The organism is Caballeronia sp. GACF4 (assembly GCF_023631025.1).
Taxonomy (GTDB): domain Bacteria; phylum Pseudomonadota; class Gammaproteobacteria; order Burkholderiales; family Burkholderiaceae; genus Caballeronia.
Genome location: NZ_JALQDW010000020.1, coordinates 1 through 20,907, shown reverse-complemented (window position 1 = coordinate 20,907; position 20,907 = coordinate 1). Strand labels below are relative to the sequence as shown.

16 protein-coding genes are annotated in these 20,907 nt (G+C 61.9%); 14 read left to right on the top strand and 2 right to left on the bottom strand.

From position 1 onward, the window contains the following. Window positions 1-23 precede the first annotated feature (23 nt). Genes NCR40_RS19415 through NCR40_RS19400 form a run of 4 tightly spaced genes read left to right on the top strand, consistent with a single transcriptional unit; the run spans window position 24 to window position 5,557 of the window. Entirely contained in the window at window positions 24-1,538 is a 1,515-nt protein-coding gene (locus NCR40_RS19415) for a sugar ABC transporter ATP-binding protein (RefSeq protein WP_250510364.1), read from the top strand. A 10-nt stretch (window positions 1,539-1,548) separates the two neighbouring features. After that, entirely contained in the window at window positions 1,549-3,648 is a 2,100-nt protein-coding gene (locus NCR40_RS19410; RefSeq protein WP_250493695.1) for an ABC transporter permease subunit, read from the top strand. Window positions 3,649-3,684: 36 nt separating this feature from the next. Continuing rightward, window positions 3,685-4,626 (top strand): 3-hydroxyacyl-CoA dehydrogenase, encoded by a 942-nt coding sequence (locus tag NCR40_RS19405; protein ID WP_250510363.1) that lies wholly within the window; start codon window positions 3,685-3,687, stop codon window positions 4,624-4,626. A gap of 28 nt (window positions 4,627-4,654) precedes the next feature. Further along, the gene (locus NCR40_RS19400; protein ID WP_250467483.1) at window positions 4,655-5,557 is read left to right on the top strand and encodes an SMP-30/gluconolactonase/LRE family protein; all 903 of its coding nucleotides are present in this window, start codon (window positions 4,655-4,657) and stop codon (window positions 5,555-5,557) included. An 18-nt stretch (window positions 5,558-5,575) separates the two neighbouring features. Here NCR40_RS19400 and NCR40_RS19395 read toward each other — a convergent pair whose 3' ends face one another. After that, window positions 5,576-6,361 carry a DUF3658 domain-containing protein gene (locus NCR40_RS19395; RefSeq protein WP_250510362.1) on the bottom strand — a complete coding sequence of 262 codons (786 nt, stop codon included), beginning with the start codon at window positions 6,359-6,361 and terminating at the stop codon, window positions 5,576-5,578. Between the two features lie 273 nt (window positions 6,362-6,634). Here NCR40_RS19395 and NCR40_RS19390 point away from each other — a divergent pair, with 273 nt between their 5' ends. The 8 genes from NCR40_RS19390 to NCR40_RS19355 all read left to right on the top strand — a co-directional run bounded on the left by NCR40_RS19390 (window position 6,635) and on the right by NCR40_RS19355 (window position 17,098). After that, window positions 6,635-7,027, top strand: coding sequence for a response regulator transcription factor (locus NCR40_RS19390; protein ID WP_250510484.1), 393 nt, complete (start codon window positions 6,635-6,637; stop codon window positions 7,025-7,027). 102 nt (window positions 7,028-7,129) lie between these two features. Beyond that, complete coding sequence (locus NCR40_RS19385; RefSeq protein WP_250467480.1) at window positions 7,130-7,636, top strand: YMGG-like glycine zipper-containing protein; 507 nt, start codon at window positions 7,130-7,132, stop codon at window positions 7,634-7,636. Between the two features lie 27 nt (window positions 7,637-7,663). Next, entirely contained in the window at window positions 7,664-8,911 is a 1,248-nt protein-coding gene (locus tag NCR40_RS19380) for an efflux RND transporter periplasmic adaptor subunit (RefSeq protein WP_502800398.1), read from the top strand. A 12-nt stretch (window positions 8,912-8,923) separates the two neighbouring features. Next, window positions 8,924-12,127 (top strand): efflux RND transporter permease subunit, encoded by a 3,204-nt coding sequence (locus NCR40_RS19375; protein WP_250510361.1) that lies wholly within the window; start codon window positions 8,924-8,926, stop codon window positions 12,125-12,127. Window positions 12,128-12,146: 19 nt separating this feature from the next. Continuing rightward, the gene (locus tag NCR40_RS19370) at window positions 12,147-13,619 is read left to right on the top strand and encodes an efflux transporter outer membrane subunit (RefSeq protein WP_250510483.1); all 1,473 of its coding nucleotides are present in this window, start codon (window positions 12,147-12,149) and stop codon (window positions 13,617-13,619) included. Further along, complete coding sequence (locus NCR40_RS19365; protein ID WP_250510360.1) at window positions 13,616-14,881, top strand: paraquat-inducible protein A; 1,266 nt, start codon at window positions 13,616-13,618, stop codon at window positions 14,879-14,881. The genes NCR40_RS19370 and NCR40_RS19365 overlap by 4 nt, the downstream gene beginning before the upstream one ends. Next, entirely contained in the window at window positions 14,874-16,526 is a 1,653-nt protein-coding gene (locus tag NCR40_RS19360) for a PqiB family protein (RefSeq protein WP_250510359.1), read from the top strand. Before NCR40_RS19365 ends, NCR40_RS19360 begins: the two co-directional genes overlap by 8 nt. Next, window positions 16,523-17,098: a PqiC family protein gene (locus tag NCR40_RS19355; protein ID WP_250510358.1), complete on the top strand. Its 576-nt coding sequence runs from the start codon at window positions 16,523-16,525 to the stop codon at window positions 17,096-17,098. Before NCR40_RS19360 ends, NCR40_RS19355 begins: the two co-directional genes overlap by 4 nt. Before the next feature lie 8 nt (window positions 17,099-17,106). Here NCR40_RS19355 and NCR40_RS19350 read toward each other — a convergent pair whose 3' ends face one another. Continuing rightward, on the bottom strand, window positions 17,107-17,487 hold the full coding sequence (locus NCR40_RS19350) for a nuclear transport factor 2 family protein (RefSeq protein ID WP_250467475.1): 381 nt from the start codon (window positions 17,485-17,487) through the stop codon (window positions 17,107-17,109). Window positions 17,488-17,670: 183 nt separating this feature from the next. On the opposite strand from NCR40_RS19350, the gene NCR40_RS19345 reads away from it, so the two are divergent. Both NCR40_RS19345 and NCR40_RS19340 read left to right on the top strand, forming a co-directional pair. Next, window positions 17,671-20,085 (top strand): penicillin acylase family protein, encoded by a 2,415-nt coding sequence (locus NCR40_RS19345; protein WP_250510357.1) that lies wholly within the window; start codon window positions 17,671-17,673, stop codon window positions 20,083-20,085. Between the two features lie 173 nt (window positions 20,086-20,258). Continuing rightward, a complete protein-coding gene (locus NCR40_RS19340) occupies window positions 20,259-20,630 on the top strand; it encodes a DUF4148 domain-containing protein (RefSeq protein ID WP_502801006.1) in 372 nt (123 codons plus the stop codon). Window positions 20,631-20,907: the final 277 nt, after the last annotated feature.

The following is a 20,907-nucleotide window of genomic DNA, read 5'->3' as shown; positions in this document are numbered from 1 at the left end:
CTAAAGGTTAAGGGAGGCAAGCGATGACATCCCTTGCGATCGACCTGTCGAACGTGACGAAGCGCTTCGGCGCCACTGTCGCGCTCGACGGGGCGTCGTTCTCCGTCAAACGCGGCGCGGTGCATGCGCTGCTCGGCGAGAACGGCGCGGGCAAGTCCACCACGGTGAAGCTGCTGTCGGGTCTCATGCAGCCCGACGCCGGCAGCATTCGCGTGATGGGTCGGGACGTGGCGATGAAAGGCCCGAAGGACGCGCATCGGGCGGGCGTGCAGACCGCGTTTCAGGAGATGACACTCGTGCGCGATCTCACCGTCGCGCAGAATCTGTTGATGTCGTACGAGCCGACCGGCTTTCTCGGGCGCATCAGGAAGCGCGAAGCGCAACGCCAGGCGGCCGAATGGCTCGACAAGCTGGAACTGTCGGACGTGCGTCCTGGCGCTTATATACGCGACCTTTCCTTGCCGGTGCGGCAGAAGATCGAGATCGCCAAGGCCATCGTGCGCGCGCCGCAAGTGTTGCTGCTCGATGAACCGACGTCCGCTTTATCGGGCCGCGACGTGGCGTGGCTTTCGCGCCGTATCGACGAGATGAAGACGCAGGGCGTGACCTTCGTGTTCATCTCGCACCGGATGCAGGAAGTGCGCGAGTTCTGCGACAGCCTCACGGTGTATCGGAATGGCAAGGACGTCGGTGCTTTCGATACCGCCGATATCTCCGATGACGAAGTCATTCGTCTCGTGATCGGCCGCTCGATGGAAGCGAAGTATCCGCCGAAGGTCACGCCGCCTGTGCTGACGGAGAACCACGGCGCGCCTGCAATCGAAGCACGCGGCATACGTGTCGATGGCGTCGTGAGCGACTTCGACCTCAAGCTGAAAGTGGGCGAAGTGCATGGCATCGCGGCGTTGCAGGGCATGGGCCAGCGCGAGATGTTCGAGGCGCTCTTCGGCGCGAGCTTCATCGACGATGGCGAGATTCGTATCGACGGCAAGCCGGTTACGTTGACGTCCACGGCGGATTCGCTCAAGGCCGGCGTCGCGACGAGCTTCCTGCCTGAAGACCGCAAGACCGAAGGCTTGTTCCTGCGCTTGCCGGGCGGCGAGAACGTATCGCTGCCGGTGATCGGACGCTACTCGCGTTTCGGCTTGATCGACCGCAAATGCGAACAGGCGGCCATACGCCGCTCGCTTGCGCAGATGGAAGTGAATCCGCGTGCGCTCTACAAGCCGTGTCTTTCTTTCTCGGGCGGCAATCAGCAAAAGATCGCGATGGCCAAATGGCTGCTCACGCAAAGCCGCGTGTGGCTCATGTTCGACCCGACGCGCGGTATCGACGTAGGCACCAAGCATCAGATATTCGTTTTGATGCGTGCGTTCGCGGCGGCGGGCGGCTCCGTGCTGTTCTATTCGACGGACGTGCCCGAACTCGTCAACGTGTGCGACTGCGTGTCCGTGATGTATCGCGGCCGCAATGCGGGCGAGCTCGAAGGCGAGGCGCTTACCGAAGAGAACGTAATGCGCAAGATGCTATCCAGTTGAGGAGTTGCATATGAAAATAGCCATAGCGTCGCCAGAAAGCGAGATCGTGAGGCCCGGCGCGCGCGTGGGAATCGGCGCGCGCATCGACCATCATCGCGGGCTCATCATCGCGATCGGTGCGTTGCTCGCCATGCTCATTGCGTGGGTCGCGCTATCCGCCACGCCGGTCGGCATGTACGACATCGGTTCGGTCATATCGAGCAGCACAACGCTCGCGCTCGCGGCCATCGGGCAGACCATCGTCGTGCTGTCGGGCGGGTTCGATTTGTCGGCGTCGGCGGTCGTGTCGCTGGCCAACGTGCTCGCGGTGCGCTTCGTGCAAGGCTCGCCCGTCGAGCAGTGGGCGGGCGTCGCGCTCATCATCGCCATAGGCGGCGGCATCGGCCTCGTCAACGGCGCGCTGATCGCGTGGTTCCGCTTGCAATCCATTGTCGTTACGCTCGCGACGATGTTCATGGTGCAAGGCGTCACGCTGCTCATCCAGAACAAGCCGGGCGGCAGCATCGGCGAACAATTCGGCGGCTTTCTCACGGCCGACCTGATTCCCGACAAGATACCGATGTCGGCTGTCCTGCTCGTCGTGGCTTTGCTCGTGTGGTCGTTCATCAAGCGCACGCGCTTTGGCGTCGGTCTCTATGCGCTTGGCAGCGACCCCGATGGCGCGTATGCCAACGGCATGCCGGTCACGCGTTATCGCATTGCGACCTATGCGCTCGCAGGCATGTTCTACGCGGCAGCGGGCCTATACGTGTCGGCGCAGACGGGTTCGGCCGATCCGCTCGTCGGCCGCCCGCTCCTGCTTTCCATGTTCACGGCGGTCGTGCTCGGCGGCACGTTGCTTGGTGGCGGTCGTGGCGGTTGCGTTGGAAGCGTGTTCGCCGCAATGACGCTGATGATCACGGTGAACATCCTGCTCGTCTTGAACGTATCGGCGTTCTTCACGACGATTGCCGAAGCCGTGATCCTGATTCTCGCGGTGCTCGGTTCTTCCATCGGCAAGCAGTCGGCGGCGCACGAGTGCGTGCGGCAGGCTTCGCAATGGCTCAAGGCCGTGCGAACGGGCACGCGTGCACGCGATGACGGCCATGCGCGGCACGTGGCGTTCGAAGTCGGCGATTATCGTCCCATCGAGAACAAGGAGTTGAAGGGCCGCGCGATCCCGGACTGGATCGAGCGCAATCGCGAATGGGTCAAGTACGTGATTCCCGCGTACCTGCTGTTCTTCGGCGTGGTCGTCATCACGGGCTTCGTCTATGGTCCGGGCGTGCTGATCAGCGCGAACTTCTATAGCAGCCTGCTCACGCTGACCTTGTTTCTCGCGGTCCTCGGTCTCGGTCAAGGCGCGGTCATTCTCACCGGCGGTCTCGATCTGTCGATGCCGTGGCTCATCACGCTATCGGGCGTACTGTTGACGGGTCTCACGCATGGCTTGAACGGCGCCGCGGTCTGGGCGGTGCCGGTCGTGCTCGGCGTGGGCCTGCTCGTGGGCATCTTCAACGGCGTGGGCGTCGTCATGCTCGGCTTGCCGCCGATTGTCGTGACGCTGGCGGCGAACGGCCTGCTGCAAGGTCTCACGCTCATCTATTGCAATGGCTCACCGCAAGGCTGGACGCCGTCCGTGATCAGCGAGTTCGTCAATGCTCGTCTCGGTCCGCTGTCGCTAGCCGCCTGGAGCGTGCCGCTGTTTCTCGCGATTGCCTTGTTGCTGTTGCATCGGACGCCGTTCGGCAGGCGCGTCTATGCGGTCGGCAATTCGCCGATTGCCGCGCGTCTTTCCGGCGTGCGCGTCGGCTCCACGTTGATCGCGGTGTATTGTCTTTCGGGTCTGTGTTCCGCGCTCGTCGGCTTGCTGCTCGCGGGCTTCAGTTCGCAGGCGTTTCTCGGCATGGGCGATCCTTATCTCTTGCCTTCCATTGCCGTGGTCGTGGTCGGCGGCGCGCTCATCACGGGCGGACGCGGTCACTATCTCGGCGTGTTCGGCGGAGCGCTTCTGCTTACCGCGCTCGGCACTTTGCTCGCGGGCACGACGGTGCCGCCAGCGGTCCGCGACATCATCAATGGCCTCGTCGTTCTGGCCGCGGTGATCACGTTGCGCGACAAGCGAGGTTGACGAGCCGCTCATAAAAAACCGGAGGAGACACAAGAAATGAACCCAAGGCAAATAGCGATCATCGGTACAGGACGCATCGGCAGGGCGTGGGCCATCGTGTTTGCGCGCGCGGGCTTCAGCGTGAATCTGCATGATGCGTCGAAGGACATGCTGAACGGCGCGATCGCTTCGATACGGGAAAGCGTGGACGACCTCGCGTCGTTCAAGCTGACCGACGAGTCGACCGATGCCATCGTCGCGCGCATCAAGACTTGCGAGTCGCTCGAAGAAGCCGTGTCCGACGCGGCTCTCGTGCAGGAGAACATCGCGGAGATGGTCGAACCCAAGCGCGAACTATTCGCGCAACTCGACCGCCTGACTCATCCCGATGCGCTGCTTGCCAGTTCGACCTCGGGCCTGCCTGCATCGACCTTTACGCAAGGCTTGAAAGGCGGCGCGCGCTGCCTCGTCGCGCATCCGGTGAATCCGCCTTCGCTCGTGCCGCTCGTCGAGCTATGCGGCGCGCCGTGGACCGCGCCCGAAGCGATCGAACGAGCGCGCGCCATCTACGAAGCGGCGGGACAGAAGCCCGTGACCGTGAATCGTGAAATTTCGGGCTTTCTGCTCAACCGCCTGCAAGGCGCGGTGCTCGACGAAGCGCTCAGTCTCTATGCGCAGGGTTACGCCACGGCGGCCGACCTCGATACGGTCATGCGCGATGGTCTCGCCATGCGCTGGTCGTTCATGGGTCCGTTCGAAACGATCGATCTGAACGCGCCAGGCGGCGTCGCGGATTACGCGGCGCGCTATGGCGGCACGTATCGCAACATCACGGCGACGCGCGTGCCTTTCGACTGGCCCGAAGAGATATTGACTAAGCTCGACGCCGAACGCCGCGCCGTTCTGCCGCGCGATCAGATCGAAAACCGCAGTAGCTGGCGCGATCGCAGGCTGATGGCGTTGATCGCTCACCGCCTCGCGGACAAGGACAAGGCGTAGCCACGCCACAACCAGGAAGGAGACGACGATGCCCGAAACCCGCTTGCTGGTCGATGCCAACAATCATCTGGGTGAAGGACCGCTTTGGGACGTGAAGGAGGAGAAGCTCTACTGGATCGACAGTACCGCCGCCGAAATCTATAGCTGCCGCGCCGATGGCAGCGAGGTCGAACGCTACTTCGTGCCGCGTCATATCGGTTCCATGGCGCTGCGCGAACAAGGCGGCGCGGTGGTCGCGCTCGCGAACGGGCTGCATTTCTACGACTTCGACTCGCAGACGGTGCAGTTTATCGGCGACCCGGAAAGCGACGATCCCGAAACGCGTTTCAACGACGGCAAGGTGGATCGGCAAGGGCGGTTCATTGCGGGCACCATGTCTTACGACTTCGATCGCTACTTTGCGGATCGCGGCCAGCGTTCCACGAAAAGCGGCGGACTTTATCGGCTCGATACGGACGGCAAGATCGCGCATCTGGACAGCGGCATCAGTTGTTCGAACGGTCCATGCTGGAGCCCGGACAACCGCACTTTCTACTTTACCGACACGTATAGCAAGGAGATGTACGCGTACGACTACGACATCGAAACGGGCGCCATATCGAACAAGCGGCTGTTTGCTTCCGCGCGCGACATGGCCGGCACATTCGATGGCGCGACGGTCGATTCCGAAGGCTACGTATGGTCCGCGCTGGTGTTCGGCGGGCGCATCCTGCGCTTCGCGCCCGATGGCTCGCTCGACCGTGTCGTGCCGTTTCCGGTTCGCAATCTGACGAGCGTGATGTTCGGCGGCCCGAATCTCGACATTCTTTACGTCACGACGATGGGCCGCCCGATGTGGGGCATTCCGCAGAAAGAGCGCGACAAGGGTGGTCTTTTCGCGGTGACGGGACTCGGCGTGACAGGCCTTCCAGAGCCGCGTTTTGCGGGGTGAGATTCGAACGCCCGACGCTTAACTCTTTACGATCCACACCGAGTTGAGATCGTGGGCGTCGCCTTCCGTTACCGTCAACTTGCCTGCTTCGACGAGGCAGGCAAAGCGCCACTTGCAAAAGAGATCGCTGCGTCCCGAACGATGCATGGCCGCGCCAAGCATCTCGCTGCTTGCGAGCTTGGCCGGGGCGCCCGACGCGAGCGCGATGAAGTCCGCGTCGTAATGATCGATAGGATGCGAAGCGAGCTTGCCGTCTTCCCACACACGCACGGCTTCGCCATCTTCCTTGAGCGCGGCCCATTCGTTCGCGAGTTGCGCGCGCAGGCCGGCGCTTGCGGGCTTGCGTGCCGCGACGAGCGCGGCGGCCGCGCCGACATCCAGCGCCAGCGCTTGTCCCTTGGGAATCGCGCGAGCCACGGCGCGCAGGCTCGCATCGATTTCGCTCACGGGCACGTCCGCGTCGCGCAGCCACCAGTGCGCGCGTCGACGCAGCGCTTGTTCCACATCGCCTGCCTCGGCCCAGATCACTACCTCGGACGCCTGAGTCGTCAGGTCGGCGAGGCGCCGGTTCATGTCGCGTAACTCGCCATACCAGTCCATCGACGCTTCGTCTTGCGGATCGAAGCCGCCGCACGCGTAGAGCGCCTTCATGAAGCCGACGCGCGCATCGGGCGAGCCGGTGTCGACATCGACGAGCGGGCCGATCGAGCCATCGTCGAGGATATCGATGACGGGATCGCGCAACGCCGTGCGCAACATGGCCGCGGCCGAGCCGCCCTGACATAGGTGATGGATGGTTTTCATCGGATTCTCCTCTTCAACGACATACCTTCAACGACACATCGCCGACCCCTCCGGCGCGTGAAGCCGCAGACTATAGCGGAATTCGTATCTCGAATTTAGCGGTCGGTCCCGGTTTTCTTCCCGGACCGGGTCCCCGGTTTATCCCTCACCGCGCTCATGGGACTAAAGTCCAATACCGGTTCAAGAGCTGCGCGCCTATTCTCCAGCGAGAAATCAAGAGCCGGGGCGTGGACACAGCGCCTCGTGGTGCTGCCGAACTTCACGCCTGATCCAATGAGCGATGCGACGCCAACCGTGGCCGTGGTCGATGACGACGAATCGGTCTGCCGGGCACTCAAGCGGCTGCTGCGTGCGGCCGGCATGGCGTCGGCGAGCTTCGGCACGGGCGACGCGTTGCTCGCCGCACTCGACGAAAACGACGCCGCATGGCGGCCCGACTGCATCGTGCTCGACGTGCAGATGCCAGGCATCAACGGGCTGGAAGTGCAACGGCGTCTGGCGGGCACCGACATGCCGATCGTCTTCGTCACGGCTCACGACGATCCCGCCGTGTGCGATACGGCGCTCGCCGCGGGAGCCGCGGCCTATCTGCATAAACCATTCGACGACGAAGTGTTCATCGGCGCGGTGCGCGCGGCCATTGCACGCGTGCGCGAGGCGCCATGACGTCCTTCCCGGTACCGCATAAAACGACGACACATGGAACGAGGGCCGGTTGCGTGCGCAGACGGTCAGGCATCGACGAAAACACTGAGAGGGAGTACCGAAATGAACAGCACGTTTCAAACCGCGCGGAGCCGGCGCGTGCGCCTGTCATCGAGCTTGGCGCTCATGCTTGCGACCGCGGTAACGCTCGAAGCAGCCGCGCAGCAGGCGATCTATTACCCCGCGCGCGGCCAAAGCCAGAGCCAGCAGGGCAATGACGTATCGCAATGCCAGCAATGGGCGAAGCAGAACACCGGTGTCGATCCGATGGCACTCGCGCAGCAGGCTAACCAGCCACCGCCAACGCAGCAACAGGGCGGACGCGTGCGTGGCGCGGCGGGCGGGGCGGCAGCGGGCGCCGCGATGGGTGCGATAGCCGGCGACGCGGGCAAGGGCGCGGCAGCAGGTGCGGCGGGCGGTGCAGTGATGGGCGGGGTGCATCAACGGCAGCAGCGGCGTGCGGCCGCGTCGCAGCAGCAGGCCAATCAGCAACAGGTCTCGCAGGAGATGACGACCTTCAACCGGGCCGTGTCCGCCTGCATGACGGGACGCGGCTACACCGTGCAATAGACGCGAGCCACGCGAGCGGAGACACTTATGCCGACTTCACCTTTGCGGATCTTCAAAGCCCCCGCTCCGGCTTCGTCGGCGTTCGTGCGCTGGCGGCGCGCGGGCATGCGCTTCGTCGGCGTCTCGTTGATGTTCGCCATCGCGGCATGCGAGAAGCAAGCGAGCGCGCCCAAGCCCGCCGCGCCCGAAGTTACCGTGATGACCGTCGAAGGCCACGACACGCCCGTCACGTTCGAATTCGTCGCGCAGACGCAGAGCTCGCGCGAAGTGGAGATCCGCGCACGCGTGGAAGGCTTCCTCGAAAAGCGCCTCTACACCGAAGGCGCGCTCGTGAAAGCAGGGCAGGTGATGTTCCAAATGGATCGCAAGCCGTTCGAGGCTTCGCTGCAAACCGCGCGCGGCCAGCTCGCGCAACAGCAGGCGCGGCTCACCGTGACCAAGGCGAATCTCGCGCGGGTGCGTCCGCTCGAAGCGCTGAACGCGGTCAGCAAGAAGGATCTCGACGACGCCATCGGCAACGAGAAATCCGCACAGGCCTCGGTGATCGCCGCGCAAGGCGAAGTACAGAACGCCGAACTCAATCTGGGCTACACCACCATCAAGAGTCCGCTCACCGGCTTGTCGAGCTATGCGCGCATGCAGGAAGGCAGCTATCTTTCGGCAGGCAATTCGAGCCTGCTGACTTCGGTCGCGCAACTCGATCCCATGTGGATCAACTTCAGTCTCTCGGAAAACGAGGTCTTGAGCTATCGCGATCAGATCGCGAAAGGACGCCTGACCGCGCCCGCTGACAAGCGTTATATCGTCGAAGTCATTCTCGCCGATGGCTCGCGCTATCCGGATACCGGCCCGGTCGATTTCTTCGCGCCTTCGTATAACAAGGACACGGGCACGTTCCTCGTGCGCGCGGTGCTGCCGAACAAGGCCGGGCAGTTGCGCCCCGGCCAGTTCGTGCGCGCGCTGGTGCATGGCCTCACGCGGCCGAACGCCATTCTCGTGCCGCAACGCGCCGTGTTGCAGGGCGCGAAAAGCCACTACGTATGGTTGCTCGACAAGGACGGTAAGACGCCGCGCGAGCAAGTGGTGGAGGTGGGCGACTGGCTCGGCGACAACTGGTTCATATCGGATGGTCTGCGCGCAGGCGACCGCGTGATCGTCGATGGCGCGATACGCGTGTCCGCGGGCGCGCCCGTCAACGTGAAGGGCGATGCCGCGCCCGTTGCGCCGCCAGGCGAAGCGACCATCAAGGTCGAGCCAGCCCAACAGGCGAAGTGAGCGAAGGCCGCCATGAAATTCTCTCACTTCTTCATCGACCGGCCGATCTTCGCGATGGTCGTGTCGATCGTCATCACGCTCGCGGGCGTCATTGCCATGCTCGCGTTGCCGATCGCGCAGTATCCGGACATCACGCCCGCGCAGGTCACGGTGACGGCTCAGTATCCCGGCGCAAGCGCGGATGTCGTCACCAACAACGTGGCCGCGCCGATCGAGCAACAGGTGAACGGCGCGGACAACATGATCTACATGAACTCGTCGAGCTCATCGACGGGACAAATGACGCTCAACGTGTTTTTCGATATCGGCACCAACCCGCAACTCGCGCAAGTGGACGTGCAGAATCGCGTGAACCTTGCGTTGCCGCAGTTGCCGCAATCGGTGCAGGCGCAAGGGGTGCAGGTACAGAAGAAGTCGTCGGCGTTCATGATGGTGATCGCCATCTATTCTCCGAGCAACCGCTACGACGCGACGTATATCGCCAACTACGCGAACATCTACGTGCTCGATGCACTGAAGCGCATTCCCGGCGCCAATCAGGCGAGCATCTTCGGCTTTCCGGATTACGCGATGCGCATCTGGCTCAAGCCCGAACGCATGGCACAGCTCGGCGTGACGCCTTCTCAAGTGCAGAGCGCGGTGTCCAATCAGAACCAGCAGTTTGCGGTGGGCAGTATCGGACAATCGCCGACGGGCACGCCCGTGCAGCAGTCGTTCGCCGTCACCACCACGGGACGGCTCGCCACGCCTGCCGAGTTCGAGAACATCATCATTCGCGCGCAGAACGGAGGCGCCGCTATCGTGCGCTTGAAAGACGTGGCGCGCGTCGAACTCGGACAGAAGGATTATTCGATCCGCAGCCGCTTTCAGGGCAAGCCCGCAACGGTGATCGCCGTGTATCAGCAGCCGGGCGCGAACGCGCTCGATGTATCGAAGCAAGTGCGCGCCACGCTCGAACAGATGAAGAAGTCATTTCCGGAAGGGATCGACTATCGCGTTTCGATGGATACCACCGAGTTCACGCGCGCTTCGATCGCCGATGTGATCCACACCTTCTTCGAAGCACTCGTGCTCGTGGTTATCGTCGTGTATCTGTTCCTGCAGAGCATACGCGCGACGCTCATTCCGGTGCTGGCGGTGCCGGTGTCGATCGTCGGCACGTTCGTGGGCATGTCGCTGCTCGGCTTTTCCATCAACATGCTCACGTTGTTCGGGATGGTGCTGGCGATAGGGATCGTGGTGGACGATGCCATCGTCGTGATCGAGAACGTCGAGCGCAACATGACGGTCTTCAAGCTGCCGCCGAAAGAAGCCGCGAAGCGCGCAATGGACGAAGTCTCGGAACCGGTCGTCGCTATCGTGCTCGTGCTATGCGCGGTGTTCGTGCCCGTGGCGTTTCTCGGTGGCATCACCGGGCAGTTGTACAAGCAGTTCGCCATCACGATCGCCATATCCGTGGTGTTCTCCGGGATCGTTGCGTTGACCTTGTCGCCCGCGCTCGCGGCACTGTTGCTCAAGCCCGAGCATGGCAAGAAGGCGCGCTTTTTCGTGTGGTTCGACAATGGCTTCGCGAAGATGACGCGCGGTTATTCGCGCTCGGTGGCGTTCGTCATCAAGCGCTCGGTCCTCATGTTGCTGATCTTCGCGGGCATGATCGGCCTTTCGATCTGGATGGTGAAGTCGATACCCACGAGCTTTTTGCCGCCCGAGGACCAGGGGTATCTGCTCGGCGCGGTGATCATGCCCGATGCCGCGAGCCTCGACCGCACCGGAGAAGTCTCGGAACGCGTAACCGATTACTTCATGAAGCAGCCAGGCGTGGACAGTATCACCACGGTGGATGGCTTCAGCCTGCTCGACAGTCAGACGAAGAACAACGCGGGTACGTTCTTCGTCGGCTTCAAGAGTTTCGATGAGCGCTACTCGTCCGCGAACATTCGCACGCAAAATGCGCGCGCCGTGCTGCTCGGCGCGTACAAGAATTTGTCCACGGTGAGTCAGGGTATCGTGCTGCCCGTCAATCCGCCTTCCATTCCGGGCCTTGGCACGACGGGCGGTTTGGAGATGTGGATACAAAGCAAGGGCGATGCGGGCAGCGCGCAGATATCGGCCAGGGTGCAGGATTATCTGGCGAAAGCGAAGCAACGGCCCGAATTGCAGGGCGTGACATCCACGTTCAACGCCAACGCGCAACAGCTTCAGGTCGAAGTGGATCGTGCCAAATCCGAAACGCTCGGCGTTCCGGTGCAGGATGTCTACAGCGCGATGCAGACCATGTTCGGTTCGCTCTACGTCTCGCAGTTCAACAAGGACAGCCGTCTGTGGCAGGTGATCCTGCAGGCGGAATCGTCGGAGCGTCGCACGCCCGAGGACCTGAATCGCATCTTCGTGCGCGGCAGTTCAGGCGAAATGGTGCCGTTGAAATCCGTGGTCACGTACAAGTACGTGACCGGTCCCGATCTGATCACGCGCTTCAACAATTTTCCCGCGGTGAAGATCACGGCCAACGCCGCGCCCGGTTACAGCACGGGGCAGGCCATGGCCGCGCTGCAGGACATTGCGACGAGCACGTTGCCGCAGGACTACGGTATTGCGTGGAGCGGTCAAGCATACGAGGAACAGAGCTCGGGCAGCTCATCGGCGATGGTGTTCGTCTTCGGCCTCGTCATGGTGTTCCTGATTCTCGCCGCGCAATACGAGAAGTGGTCGTTGCCGATGGGCGTCTTGCTCGCCGTGCCCTTCGCCTTGTTCGGCGCACTGCTCGCCATTCTGCTTCGCGGGCTCGACAACAACGTGTACTTTCAGATCGGCCTCACCATGCTCGTTGCGCTCGCGGCGAAGAACGCCATTCTGATCTTCGAGTTCGCGGTGCTCAACCGCGAAGCGGGCAAGTCCATCTACGAGTCCGCGATGACCGCCGCATCCGAGCGCCTGCGCCCGATCGTGATGACATCGCTCGCGTTCATTCTCGGCTGCGTGCCGCTTGCGATTGCGACGGGGGCATCGGCGAATAGCAGGCATTCCATCGGCACGGGTGTGATCGGCGGGATGCTGGGCGCCACACTCATCGCCGTGTTCTTCATCCCGATGTTCTATTACGTCATCGAGACCATGAGCGCCAGGTTCGGGTCGAAGAAGAAAGGCGAAGGTAAGGGCGAACCGGGTTCATCGCCCGCGGCGGACCATGACGGGCCCGCGACGCACGGAGGCGAATGACATGCGCTCAAACATAGCCATGAAACCGTCATCGCGTGTGATCGTGCTGATCGTGTCGTCGATGCTCGGCGGTTGTCTGCTCGGGCCGAATTACGAGCGTCCCGCCATCGAAACGCCCGATAGCTTTCGCTTCGCCGCACAGCAATCGAACGAGATCGCCAACACGGCATGGTGGGAGCAATTTCAGGACCCCGCGTTGAATCAGTTGATCGCCATTGCGTTGCAGGAGAACAAGGATGTGAAGATCGCGGCGGCGCGCGTCGATGAATTCCTCGGGCAATTTCAAGTCACGCGTTCGCAGCTGTTTCCGCAAGTGGGATTGGGCGCGAATGCCGAGCGCGAGCGCTTACCCATCGGGTCCGCGCAATTGCCGCCGGGCGTAGGCACGGTCATCAATCAGTATCAGCTCGCGTTGAATGCTTCGTGGGAAATAGACGTGTTCGGGCGCTTGCGGCGTCAGACGGAAAGCGCACGCGCTAGTCTGCTTGCAAGTGAGGAAGGCCGCCGAGCGACTATTTTGTCGTTGGTGGCTTCGGTGGCATCGACCTACATCACGCTCGTTTCGCTCGACCGGCAACTCGATATTGCGCGAGCCACGGTCAAGAGCCGGCAGGAGTCCGTGATCGTGTTCGGCCTGCGCTTTCAATACGGCGAAGTCTCGCAGATGGAACTGGCGCAGTCGCAGTCGGAGTATCAGGCCGCGCTCGCGACGATTCCGCAACTCGAACAGCAGATCGCCACGCAAGAAAACGCGTTGTCCATTCTGCTGGGCCGTAATCCGCAAGGCATCGCACGCGACCGCGAACTCGACGATCTGGCCACGCCGCAAGTCCCAGAAGGTCTGCCCTCGGAGTTGCTCACGCAGCGGCCGGATCTGCGTCAGGCGGAGCAGAACCTGATCGCGGCGAATGCGCAGATTGGCGCGGCGCGGGCGCTGTATTTTCCGTCGATATCGCTCACGGGCCTCTTCGGCACTGCAAGCACGCAATTCTCGCAACTCTTCACGGGAGCGGCGCGCGTGTGGTCGTTCGCGGGTGCCGTGACGCAGCCCATCTTCACGGGCGGAGCGATCAGCGGACAAGTAAAGGCGGCGGAGGCGCAGCAGCAACAAGCGCTTTTCTCCTATGAAAAAGCGATTCAAGTGGCGTTTCAGGATGTCGACGACAGTCTCATCACGCTAACCAAGAGCCGCGAAGCACGCGATGTGCAGGGCCGTCAGGTCGATGCCTTGCGTACCTATGCCAATCTCGCGCGGCTGCGTTACGAGGGTGGCTACACGAGCTATATCGAAGTGCTTGATGCGGAACGCAGCCTCTTCCAGTCGCAGTTGAGCTATACGCAGACGCAGGCCGCCGCGCTCAATGCCATGGTTTCGCTCTACAAGGCGATGGGCGGCGGCTGGGTCGCGGAAGCCGAGCAACGCACGGCAGTGGTCTACGACACGCGCGGCGCGGTGGTCAAACGCGATGCGAAGAACGAGCCATCGCCATGAACGCGCACTCCAACATGCGTTTGATCGCCTGTCACGAATGCGATCTCCTGCAACATGAAACCGCGCTGCAAAGAGGCGGCGTCGCGCGCTGTGCACGTTGCGGCGCGCCGCTGTATCGCAATCGTCCCGATGGACTGAATCGCGCGCTTGCCTGCACGCTCGCCGCCCTCACGATGTTCTGCATCGCCAATGCGTTTCCTATCGTGGGACTCGAAGTGAGCGGCACGGTGGTTCAAACCACCCTGCTCGGCGCGGTGCGCGTGCTTTATGCCGATGGCATGTGGCCCATCGCGGGGCTCGTGCTCGCGACCACGTTCATCATGCCGCTTGCCGAGATGTGCGCCATGGCGTGGCTGCTCGTTCCACTGAGCAGGGGCTACGCGCCGCGTGCCGGACGTGCCGCCTTTCGCGCGTTGCATACGGTGCGGCCGTGGGGCATGACCGAGGTGCTGATCCTCGGCTTTCTCGTGGCACTCGTGAAACTTGCGCATATCGCGAGTGTCGTGCCTGGCCTTGCGCTCTTTGCATTCGGCGGCGTCATGCTGCTGATCTCGGGCGCTTCGGCATCGTTCGATCCGCGCGAGGCATGGGCATTGATCTACAAAAGCAGCCTCGCCGATGCCCCTGCTTATCGCGGCCACGCGCGCACCGCGAAACAAGCGGGCTTCTTCGTCTGTCACGATTGCGCGCTCGTTTCCAAGGCGCCGCCGCATGCACACGACGGAAACTGTCCGCGTTGTCATGCACGGCTGCACTTTCGCAAGCCCGACAGCATCGAGCGAACGTGGGCGCTGCTGATCGCCGCGATGGTGCTCTACGTTCCCGCCAACGTGCTGCCCGTGATGGATACGAGTTCGCTCTTCGGCGCGCAGAAGGACACCATCACGAGCGGTGTCGCGTATCTGTGGACTTCGGGTTCATGGCCGCTCGCGGTGCTGGTGTTCATCGCGAGCATTGCCGTGCCCATGCTCAAGATACTCGCGCTGCTCATGCTCGTCGTCAGCACGCAGATGCGCTCGCGCTGGCTGCCCGCGCGGCGCACGAAGATCTATCGCATCGTCGAGTTCGTCGGTCGCTGGTCGATGCTCGATATTTATGTGATCACCGTGCTCGTCGCGCTCGTGCAGTTTAATGCGCTGGCGACGATACGCGCGGGCGCCGCCGCCATTGCTTTCGGTGGAGTCGTCGTGCTGACGATGTTCGCGGCAATGGCATTCGACCCGCGTCTCATCTGGGACGCCGCGGACCAAGGACATGGCTGAACCTCCCGACATCAAGCGAGCGCCTCCGGATGAATTTCCCGAAGCCTTGCCCGCCCGCCGCCCGCGCTTCGGCATTTCGCTGATCTGGCTCGTGCCGCTCATCGCGGTGCTTATCGGCGGATGGCTCGCGGTGCAGGCCATCCTCGAGAAGGGTCCGACGATCACCATTACTTTCAACACGGGCGAGGGGCTCGAAGCGGGCAAGACCAAGCTCAAGTACAAGAACGTGGATATCGGCACGGTCAAGAGCGTGGTGCTCGCGCCGGATCACAAGCGCGTGATCGCATCGGCGGAAATGGCGAAGGATGCGGAACACATGCTCGTCGACGACACACGCTTCTGGGTCGTGCGCCCGCGCATTTCAGGCGGCACGGTGTCGGGCCTCGGCACGTTGATCGGAGGCGCGTTCATCGGCGTGGATGTGGGCGTGAAGAGCGCGAAGCGTCACGACTATACCGGGCTCGAATCGCCGCCTGTCATCACGGCGGACGTGCCGGGGCGCGAGTTCGTGTTGAAGAGCCCGACCATGGGTTCGCTCGATGCCGGTGCACCGATCTACTTCAGGCGTCTCCAGGTGGGACAGGTGACCGCCTATGAGCTCGATGCGGACGGCATGGGCGTGACCATCCACATCTTCGTCAACGCCCCTTACGACAAGTACGTCAAGCTCGATACGCGCTTCTGGCAAGCGAGCGGCGTGGACGTCAAGCTCGATTCGACCGGTGTGAAGATGGACACCGAATCGCTCGTCGCGATACTCGTGGGCGGGCTCGCATTCGAAACGCCGGCGCCCTTGAAAGAGCTTGCCGATAGCTCGGATCATCAGGATCTCGCGGAAGCGCCTGCGAGCAGCGTGTTCCAGCTCTTCGGAACACGCCCCGAAGCAATGAAGCGGCATGATCGTATCGTCGATACCTACGTGTTCAATTTCAAGGAATCGGTGCGCGGTCTGTCGGTCGGCGCGGAAGTGGATTTTCGCGGTATCGTGCTCGGCGAAGTGACGGCGATCAATACGCAATACGATCCGGTGCGGCGGGAATTCAGCATCCCCGTACGCGTGAACTTCTATCCGGAACGCTTCACCATGCGCATACGGGCAGGCGACAAGACGGGACGTCTCGTGCCCGACCGGCATCGGCTCTTGCAATACATGGTCGAGCACGGCTTTCGCGGGCAATTGCGTACCGGTAGCATCCTGACGGGGCAGCGCTATATCGCGGTCGATTTCTTCCCGAACACGCCGAAAGAAAAGATGGACACAAGCGGCGATCCGCCGGAAATTCCGACCGTGCCGGGCGGCTTGCAGTCATTGCAGGACTCCGTGCAGGCACTCGTGGCGAAGTTCAACAAGATTCCGATCGAAGGGATCAGCAATGACCTGCGCGATACGCTCAAACAGGCGCAGGTGCTTATCAAAACGCTCGACACCGACGTCGCGCCACAAGCGAAGGCAACGCTCGCGGCTGCACGCGAGGCGCTCGGCGCGACGAGCCGCGCGTTGCAGAGCGACTCGCCGTTGCAGACCAGCACCGCCGAAACCATGCGTGAGTTGTCGCGCACGGCCGCTGCATTCCGCAATCTCGCGGAGTATCTCGAACAGCATCCGGAAGCGATTCTGCGCGGCAAGCCGGAGGATAAAAGGTGATATACCGTTTCTTCGTTCTAGCGCTCATCGTCATGGTCGGTGCGTGTGGTGCATCGCCCAAGGCCGCGTTCTATACGTTAAGTCCTGAAGCCACACTGCAACCTGCCGCGAATGTCAGGCCCGTTCGCGTGACCGTGGGGCCCGTGACGGTTCCCGACCTTGTCGACAAGCCGCAAATGATCACGCGAACCATGCCGAACGAAGTGACTATGAACGAGTACGCGCGCTGGGGCGAGCCGTTGAAAGAGAATATCGCGCGTACGTTGGCAGCGGATTTGTCGCGCGTGCTTGGCGTGGATAATGTGTCGATTTATCCGGCGAGTGCGGATATCAAGACCTATCAGCTACGCGTCGATGTGATGCATTTCGAATCCGTCATCGACGATTCCGTCACGCTCGATGCACTCTGGAGCCTTCGCGCCCCCGATGGTGTATCGCATTTCGACGGGCACACGCTCGTGCACGAAAACACGAAAGGCGATGGTTTCGCCGCCATCGCCGCGGCGCATAGCCGCGCGCTCGCGCAGATGAGCCGGCAGATCGCGGCCGCGCTCGGCGAGATGCGGCAATGAAGAAGGAATCATGCCGTAATTGAATCGCCTTCGGGCGCCTCGTGCGGCAGCGTCCAGCCGAAGAATACCTGCGCGTCGTGCAGCTCGCCGGCTCGTATCGAGAGAATCTCCGTGTTGCGAAAGGCCTTGCCGTCGAGCATGCGCGCATCGTACGTGACGAACACATGTTCACCGTCCTGCCTCATGTGAACGAAGTCGAAGGTGGCGATTGCGTTCGCGTTCGGCCAGCAACGCGCGAAGTAAGTCGCGCGGTCGAGACGGTTATCGCGAGGACTCGTGAAATGGAAGTCTTTCGCGATGAGCGCTTCGATAGCGGCACGATCCTTCCTCACATACGCTTCATAAACACGTCGCGCGACTTCAACCGGGTCGAGAGTTTCGTCGGGCATGAGTTTCTCCTTTGCGATAGGCTTCGGGTTGCGTGCGCGATTCATCGTCACGTCTCATACGACGTTCGAGCGATCGCGGAATCGACGTATGGTCACGCGTCGTGCGCAAAATCCAACAATAGCTTCGCATGAGACTTGAGTCGGAGGCGTGTGTTCCGGCTCTTGTCGACAGGAGACGGTTACATGCCAGCAAGACGCCTTATTTCCGCGCTGCTCAGCGCTGCATTGCTCGCCTCACTTCCCATTCAATCCGCCCTCGCGGACGATACCCCCACCGAAACGATCACCGTGGCAGGACTTTCCGAGCCTTCGGACATCCTGGTGGATCGCTGGGGCGTGCCGCATATCTACGCGGCCAACGACAGCGACGCGTTCTTCGTGCAAGGCTTCAACGCCGCGCGCGATCGTCTGTTCCAGATCGATCTATGGCGTCGTCGCGGGCTTGGCGAACTCGCCGAAGTCTTCGGGCCCGCGTATGTCGAGCAGGACAAGGCCACGCGGCTCTTTCTCTATCGCGGCGACATGGAGACCGAATGGAAGCGCTATGGACCGGATGCCAAGCCGGCCGCGACGCGCTTTGCAGCAGGCGTCAACGCGTATATCGACTGGCTTGCCGCGCATCCGGACCGCATGCCTTATGAGTTTCGCAAAGTCGGTTACTGGCCCGCGAAGTGGGGCGCGGACGATGTCGTGCGTATCCGCAGTCATGGCCTGACGCGTAATTTGACGAGCGAAGTGGCGCGTGCGCGCGTCGCATGCAAGAGTTCGCTCGATGCCGATTCCGTGCGCTTCGGTTTGCAGCCACAGTGGAAGCCGCAGATGCCCGCGGGTCTCGATCCATGCCTGCCCGACGATGTTCTCAAGGTCTTCACGCTGGCGACGCAAGGCGTGCGCGTGACGAAGGAATCGCTCGAGAGCGCGGATGCCTCGACTTCGATGATTGCCGTTGCCGACAATCCCGAGGAAATCACCGAGGGCAGCAACAACTGGGTGGTCGCACCGGGCAAATCGGCGACGGGCCGCGCGATCATGGCGAACGATCCGCATCGCGCTTATGCCGCGCCGAGCCTGCGCTATATCCAGCAGATCAGCACGCCGACGCTCGATATCATCGGTGGCGGCGAGCCTTCCTCGCCGGGCATATCCATTGGTCATAACGGGTCCATTGCGTACGGTCTCACGATCTTCAACATCGATCAGGAAGATCTCTACGTCTACGAGTTGAACCCCGCCGATGCGCGGCAGTACCGCTACAAAGGTGAATGGGAGCCGATGCATGTCGTGCACGAGACGATCAACGTACGCGGCGCGGCGCCCGTCAAAGCGGACCTACTGTTCACGCGTCATGGTCCCGTCATCTACACGGAAGACAGCAAGCATCGCGCATTCGCCGTGCGTACCGCATGGCTCTCGCCGGGTATGTCGCCTTACTTCGATTCCATGCGCTACATGCGCGCGAAGAACTATGCGCAGTTCAAGTCGTCGCTTGCGACCTGGGGCGCGCCCACGGTGAATCAGGTCTATGCGGACACGCAAGGCAACATTGCTTGGGTGCCAAGCGGCCTTGCGCCTGTTCGTCCGAACTGGGATGGCCTCATGCCCGTTCCCGGCGATGGCCGCTATGAATGGTCCGGGTTCTGGCCGCGCGACGCAATGCCTTCGGTCTATAACCCGTCGCAAGGGTACTTCACTACATCGAATGAAATGAATCTGCCGGCGGGCTATCCCTATGCCGAACGCAAGCTCGGATTCGAATGGACCAACGGCTCGCGGCATCAGCGTATCGACGAAGTGTTGAAGTCGCTAGACAAGGTATCGATCGAAGATTCCGAGCGCTTGCAAAACGATGATGTGTCGATACCCGCACGTCGTCTCGTCGCATTGTTGCAGCCTCTTTCCAGCGACGGTGCCGACACGCGCGCTGCGCTCGGCATGCTCAAGGGCTGGGATGCGCATATGCGCGCCGATTCGGCACAGGCCGCGCTCGAAGAGGTCTGGCTCTCGCGACATCTCGGCCGCGCATTCAAGCAAGCTGTCTTGCCGAAGGACGCGGCGGCTTCATTCGGTGCGCCGGACACGGCCGTGATGCTCGACTCGCTCGAACATCCGGCCGCGCGTTTCGGTGACAACGCTGAAGCGAAACGCGATGCCGTGTTGCTGTCGAGCCTGCGCGACGCTTATGCGGAGATGTCGCGCTTGCAAGGCAACGACGCTACGCGCTGGCAGTGGGGCGGGCTTCAAACCAATCTCAACGCGCATCCACTGGCCGATGCCGTCGATGCCGACACGCGCGCAAAGCTCAACGTCGGGCCCATGGGTAAGGGCGGCAGTGCTTATACGCCGAATCAATCGACGTATCGCGCAAGCGATTTCCGCGAGACCAATGGACCATCGTTTCGCGTGATCGTCGATGTCGGCAATTGGGATGCATCGCGCGCGGTGAATCTGCCGGGCGAATCGGGCGATCCGGATAGCCCGCATTACCGCGATCTCGCGCAGATGTGGCTCGATGGCGAGTACTTCCCGCTGCTCTATTCGCGTGAGGCCGTCGAGGCCGCGACCGAGAAGCGCGTGCACCTTGTTCCAGAGACGCGTTGATCGCGCTTGAGTTTTTAGCAGGACGATGGGAATAGATTCCGGCATGGGCGGGTTTACGAATTGAAGCCTCAGCGCTCGAAGATTCAAGAGAGTCGAGCGTGTTCGATGAGGTTCCTGGGTCGTCATCGATCCAGCCAAACCCTTTCTTGCCGGAGTCTTGCATCATGAACATCATCGCCAAGGTTGTCGTGTCGCTCGTCGTTGTCGCTGCGCCTGCGCTTTCCTTTGCTCAAGGGTCGAGCGAACCGCTCACGCGCGCGCAGGTGAAAGCCGAGCTCGTGCAGATCGAGCAAGCGGGTTATTCAGTTGGGTCGGGCGACAGTACGAACTATCCGGCCGACATTCAGGCTGCGGAAGCAAAGGTCGCCGCGCAGCAGAACACCAATGAAACGAATGAGGCATACGGCGGCATGCATGAGAGCGGCGCGGCGTCAGGGACTGTGCATCGTTGGGCTGGGTCGTCGTCGCCGTCGTCATCGTCATCGTCATCGTCGAATGCTTGTGTCGGCCCTGCGGACTTTTGCGTTCCGTTCTTTGGAAGTTAACTTTCTAAGCCGACCAGCCATGCACTTTGCTTTCGTCTTTCGAATAACTTGCTAAAGGCTGCAAACATCGCTTAGTGGCTGCCCGAAAATTATTTTCGAAAAGGGGGTTGCCATGCTGTCTTTCGCCAGTCATAATTCGCCTCCCGTTGAATGACGGCGCGCAAGAAAGCAAGCAGACAAGCGAAGCGATCAAAGCGCAATGCTCTTTAAAAACTAACAGCCGATAAGTGTGGGCACTTGATGGCGCGAGCGGTTCTGACCTTTTGGGGTTGGGACG

What these genes read in the sequence shown, in the direction of transcription:
- NCR40_RS19375 (WP_250510361.1), top strand. Translation starts at nt 8,924, where the DNA reads ATGAAATTCTCTCACTTCTTCATCGACCGGCCGATCTTCGCGATGGTC.
- NCR40_RS19365 (WP_250510360.1), top strand. Translation starts at nt 13,616, where the DNA reads ATGAACGCGCACTCCAACATGCGTTTGATCGCCTGTCACGAATGCGAT.
- NCR40_RS19370 (WP_250510483.1), top strand. Translation starts at nt 12,147, where the DNA reads ATGAAACCGTCATCGCGTGTGATCGTGCTGATCGTGTCGTCGATGCTC.
- NCR40_RS19400 (WP_250467483.1), top strand. Translation starts at nt 4,655, where the DNA reads ATGCCCGAAACCCGCTTGCTGGTCGATGCCAACAATCATCTGGGTGAA.
- NCR40_RS19380 (WP_502800398.1), top strand. Translation starts at nt 7,664, where the DNA reads ATGCCGACTTCACCTTTGCGGATCTTCAAAGCCCCCGCTCCGGCTTCG.
- NCR40_RS19385 (WP_250467480.1), top strand. Translation starts at nt 7,130, where the DNA reads ATGAACAGCACGTTTCAAACCGCGCGGAGCCGGCGCGTGCGCCTGTCA.
- NCR40_RS19390 (WP_250510484.1), top strand. Translation starts at nt 6,635, where the DNA reads ATGAGCGATGCGACGCCAACCGTGGCCGTGGTCGATGACGACGAATCG.
- NCR40_RS19410 (WP_250493695.1), top strand. Translation starts at nt 1,549, where the DNA reads ATGAAAATAGCCATAGCGTCGCCAGAAAGCGAGATCGTGAGGCCCGGC.
- NCR40_RS19405 (WP_250510363.1), top strand. Translation starts at nt 3,685, where the DNA reads ATGAACCCAAGGCAAATAGCGATCATCGGTACAGGACGCATCGGCAGG.
- NCR40_RS19350 (WP_250467475.1), bottom strand. Translation starts at nt 17,487, where the DNA reads ATGCCCGACGAAACTCTCGACCCGGTTGAAGTCGCGCGACGTGTTTAT.
- NCR40_RS19345 (WP_250510357.1), top strand. Translation starts at nt 17,671, where the DNA reads ATGCCAGCAAGACGCCTTATTTCCGCGCTGCTCAGCGCTGCATTGCTC.
- NCR40_RS19360 (WP_250510359.1), top strand. Translation starts at nt 14,874, where the DNA reads ATGGCTGAACCTCCCGACATCAAGCGAGCGCCTCCGGATGAATTTCCC.
- NCR40_RS19415 (WP_250510364.1), top strand. Translation starts at nt 24, where the DNA reads ATGACATCCCTTGCGATCGACCTGTCGAACGTGACGAAGCGCTTCGGC.
- NCR40_RS19395 (WP_250510362.1), bottom strand. Translation starts at nt 6,361, where the DNA reads ATGAAAACCATCCATCACCTATGTCAGGGCGGCTCGGCCGCGGCCATG.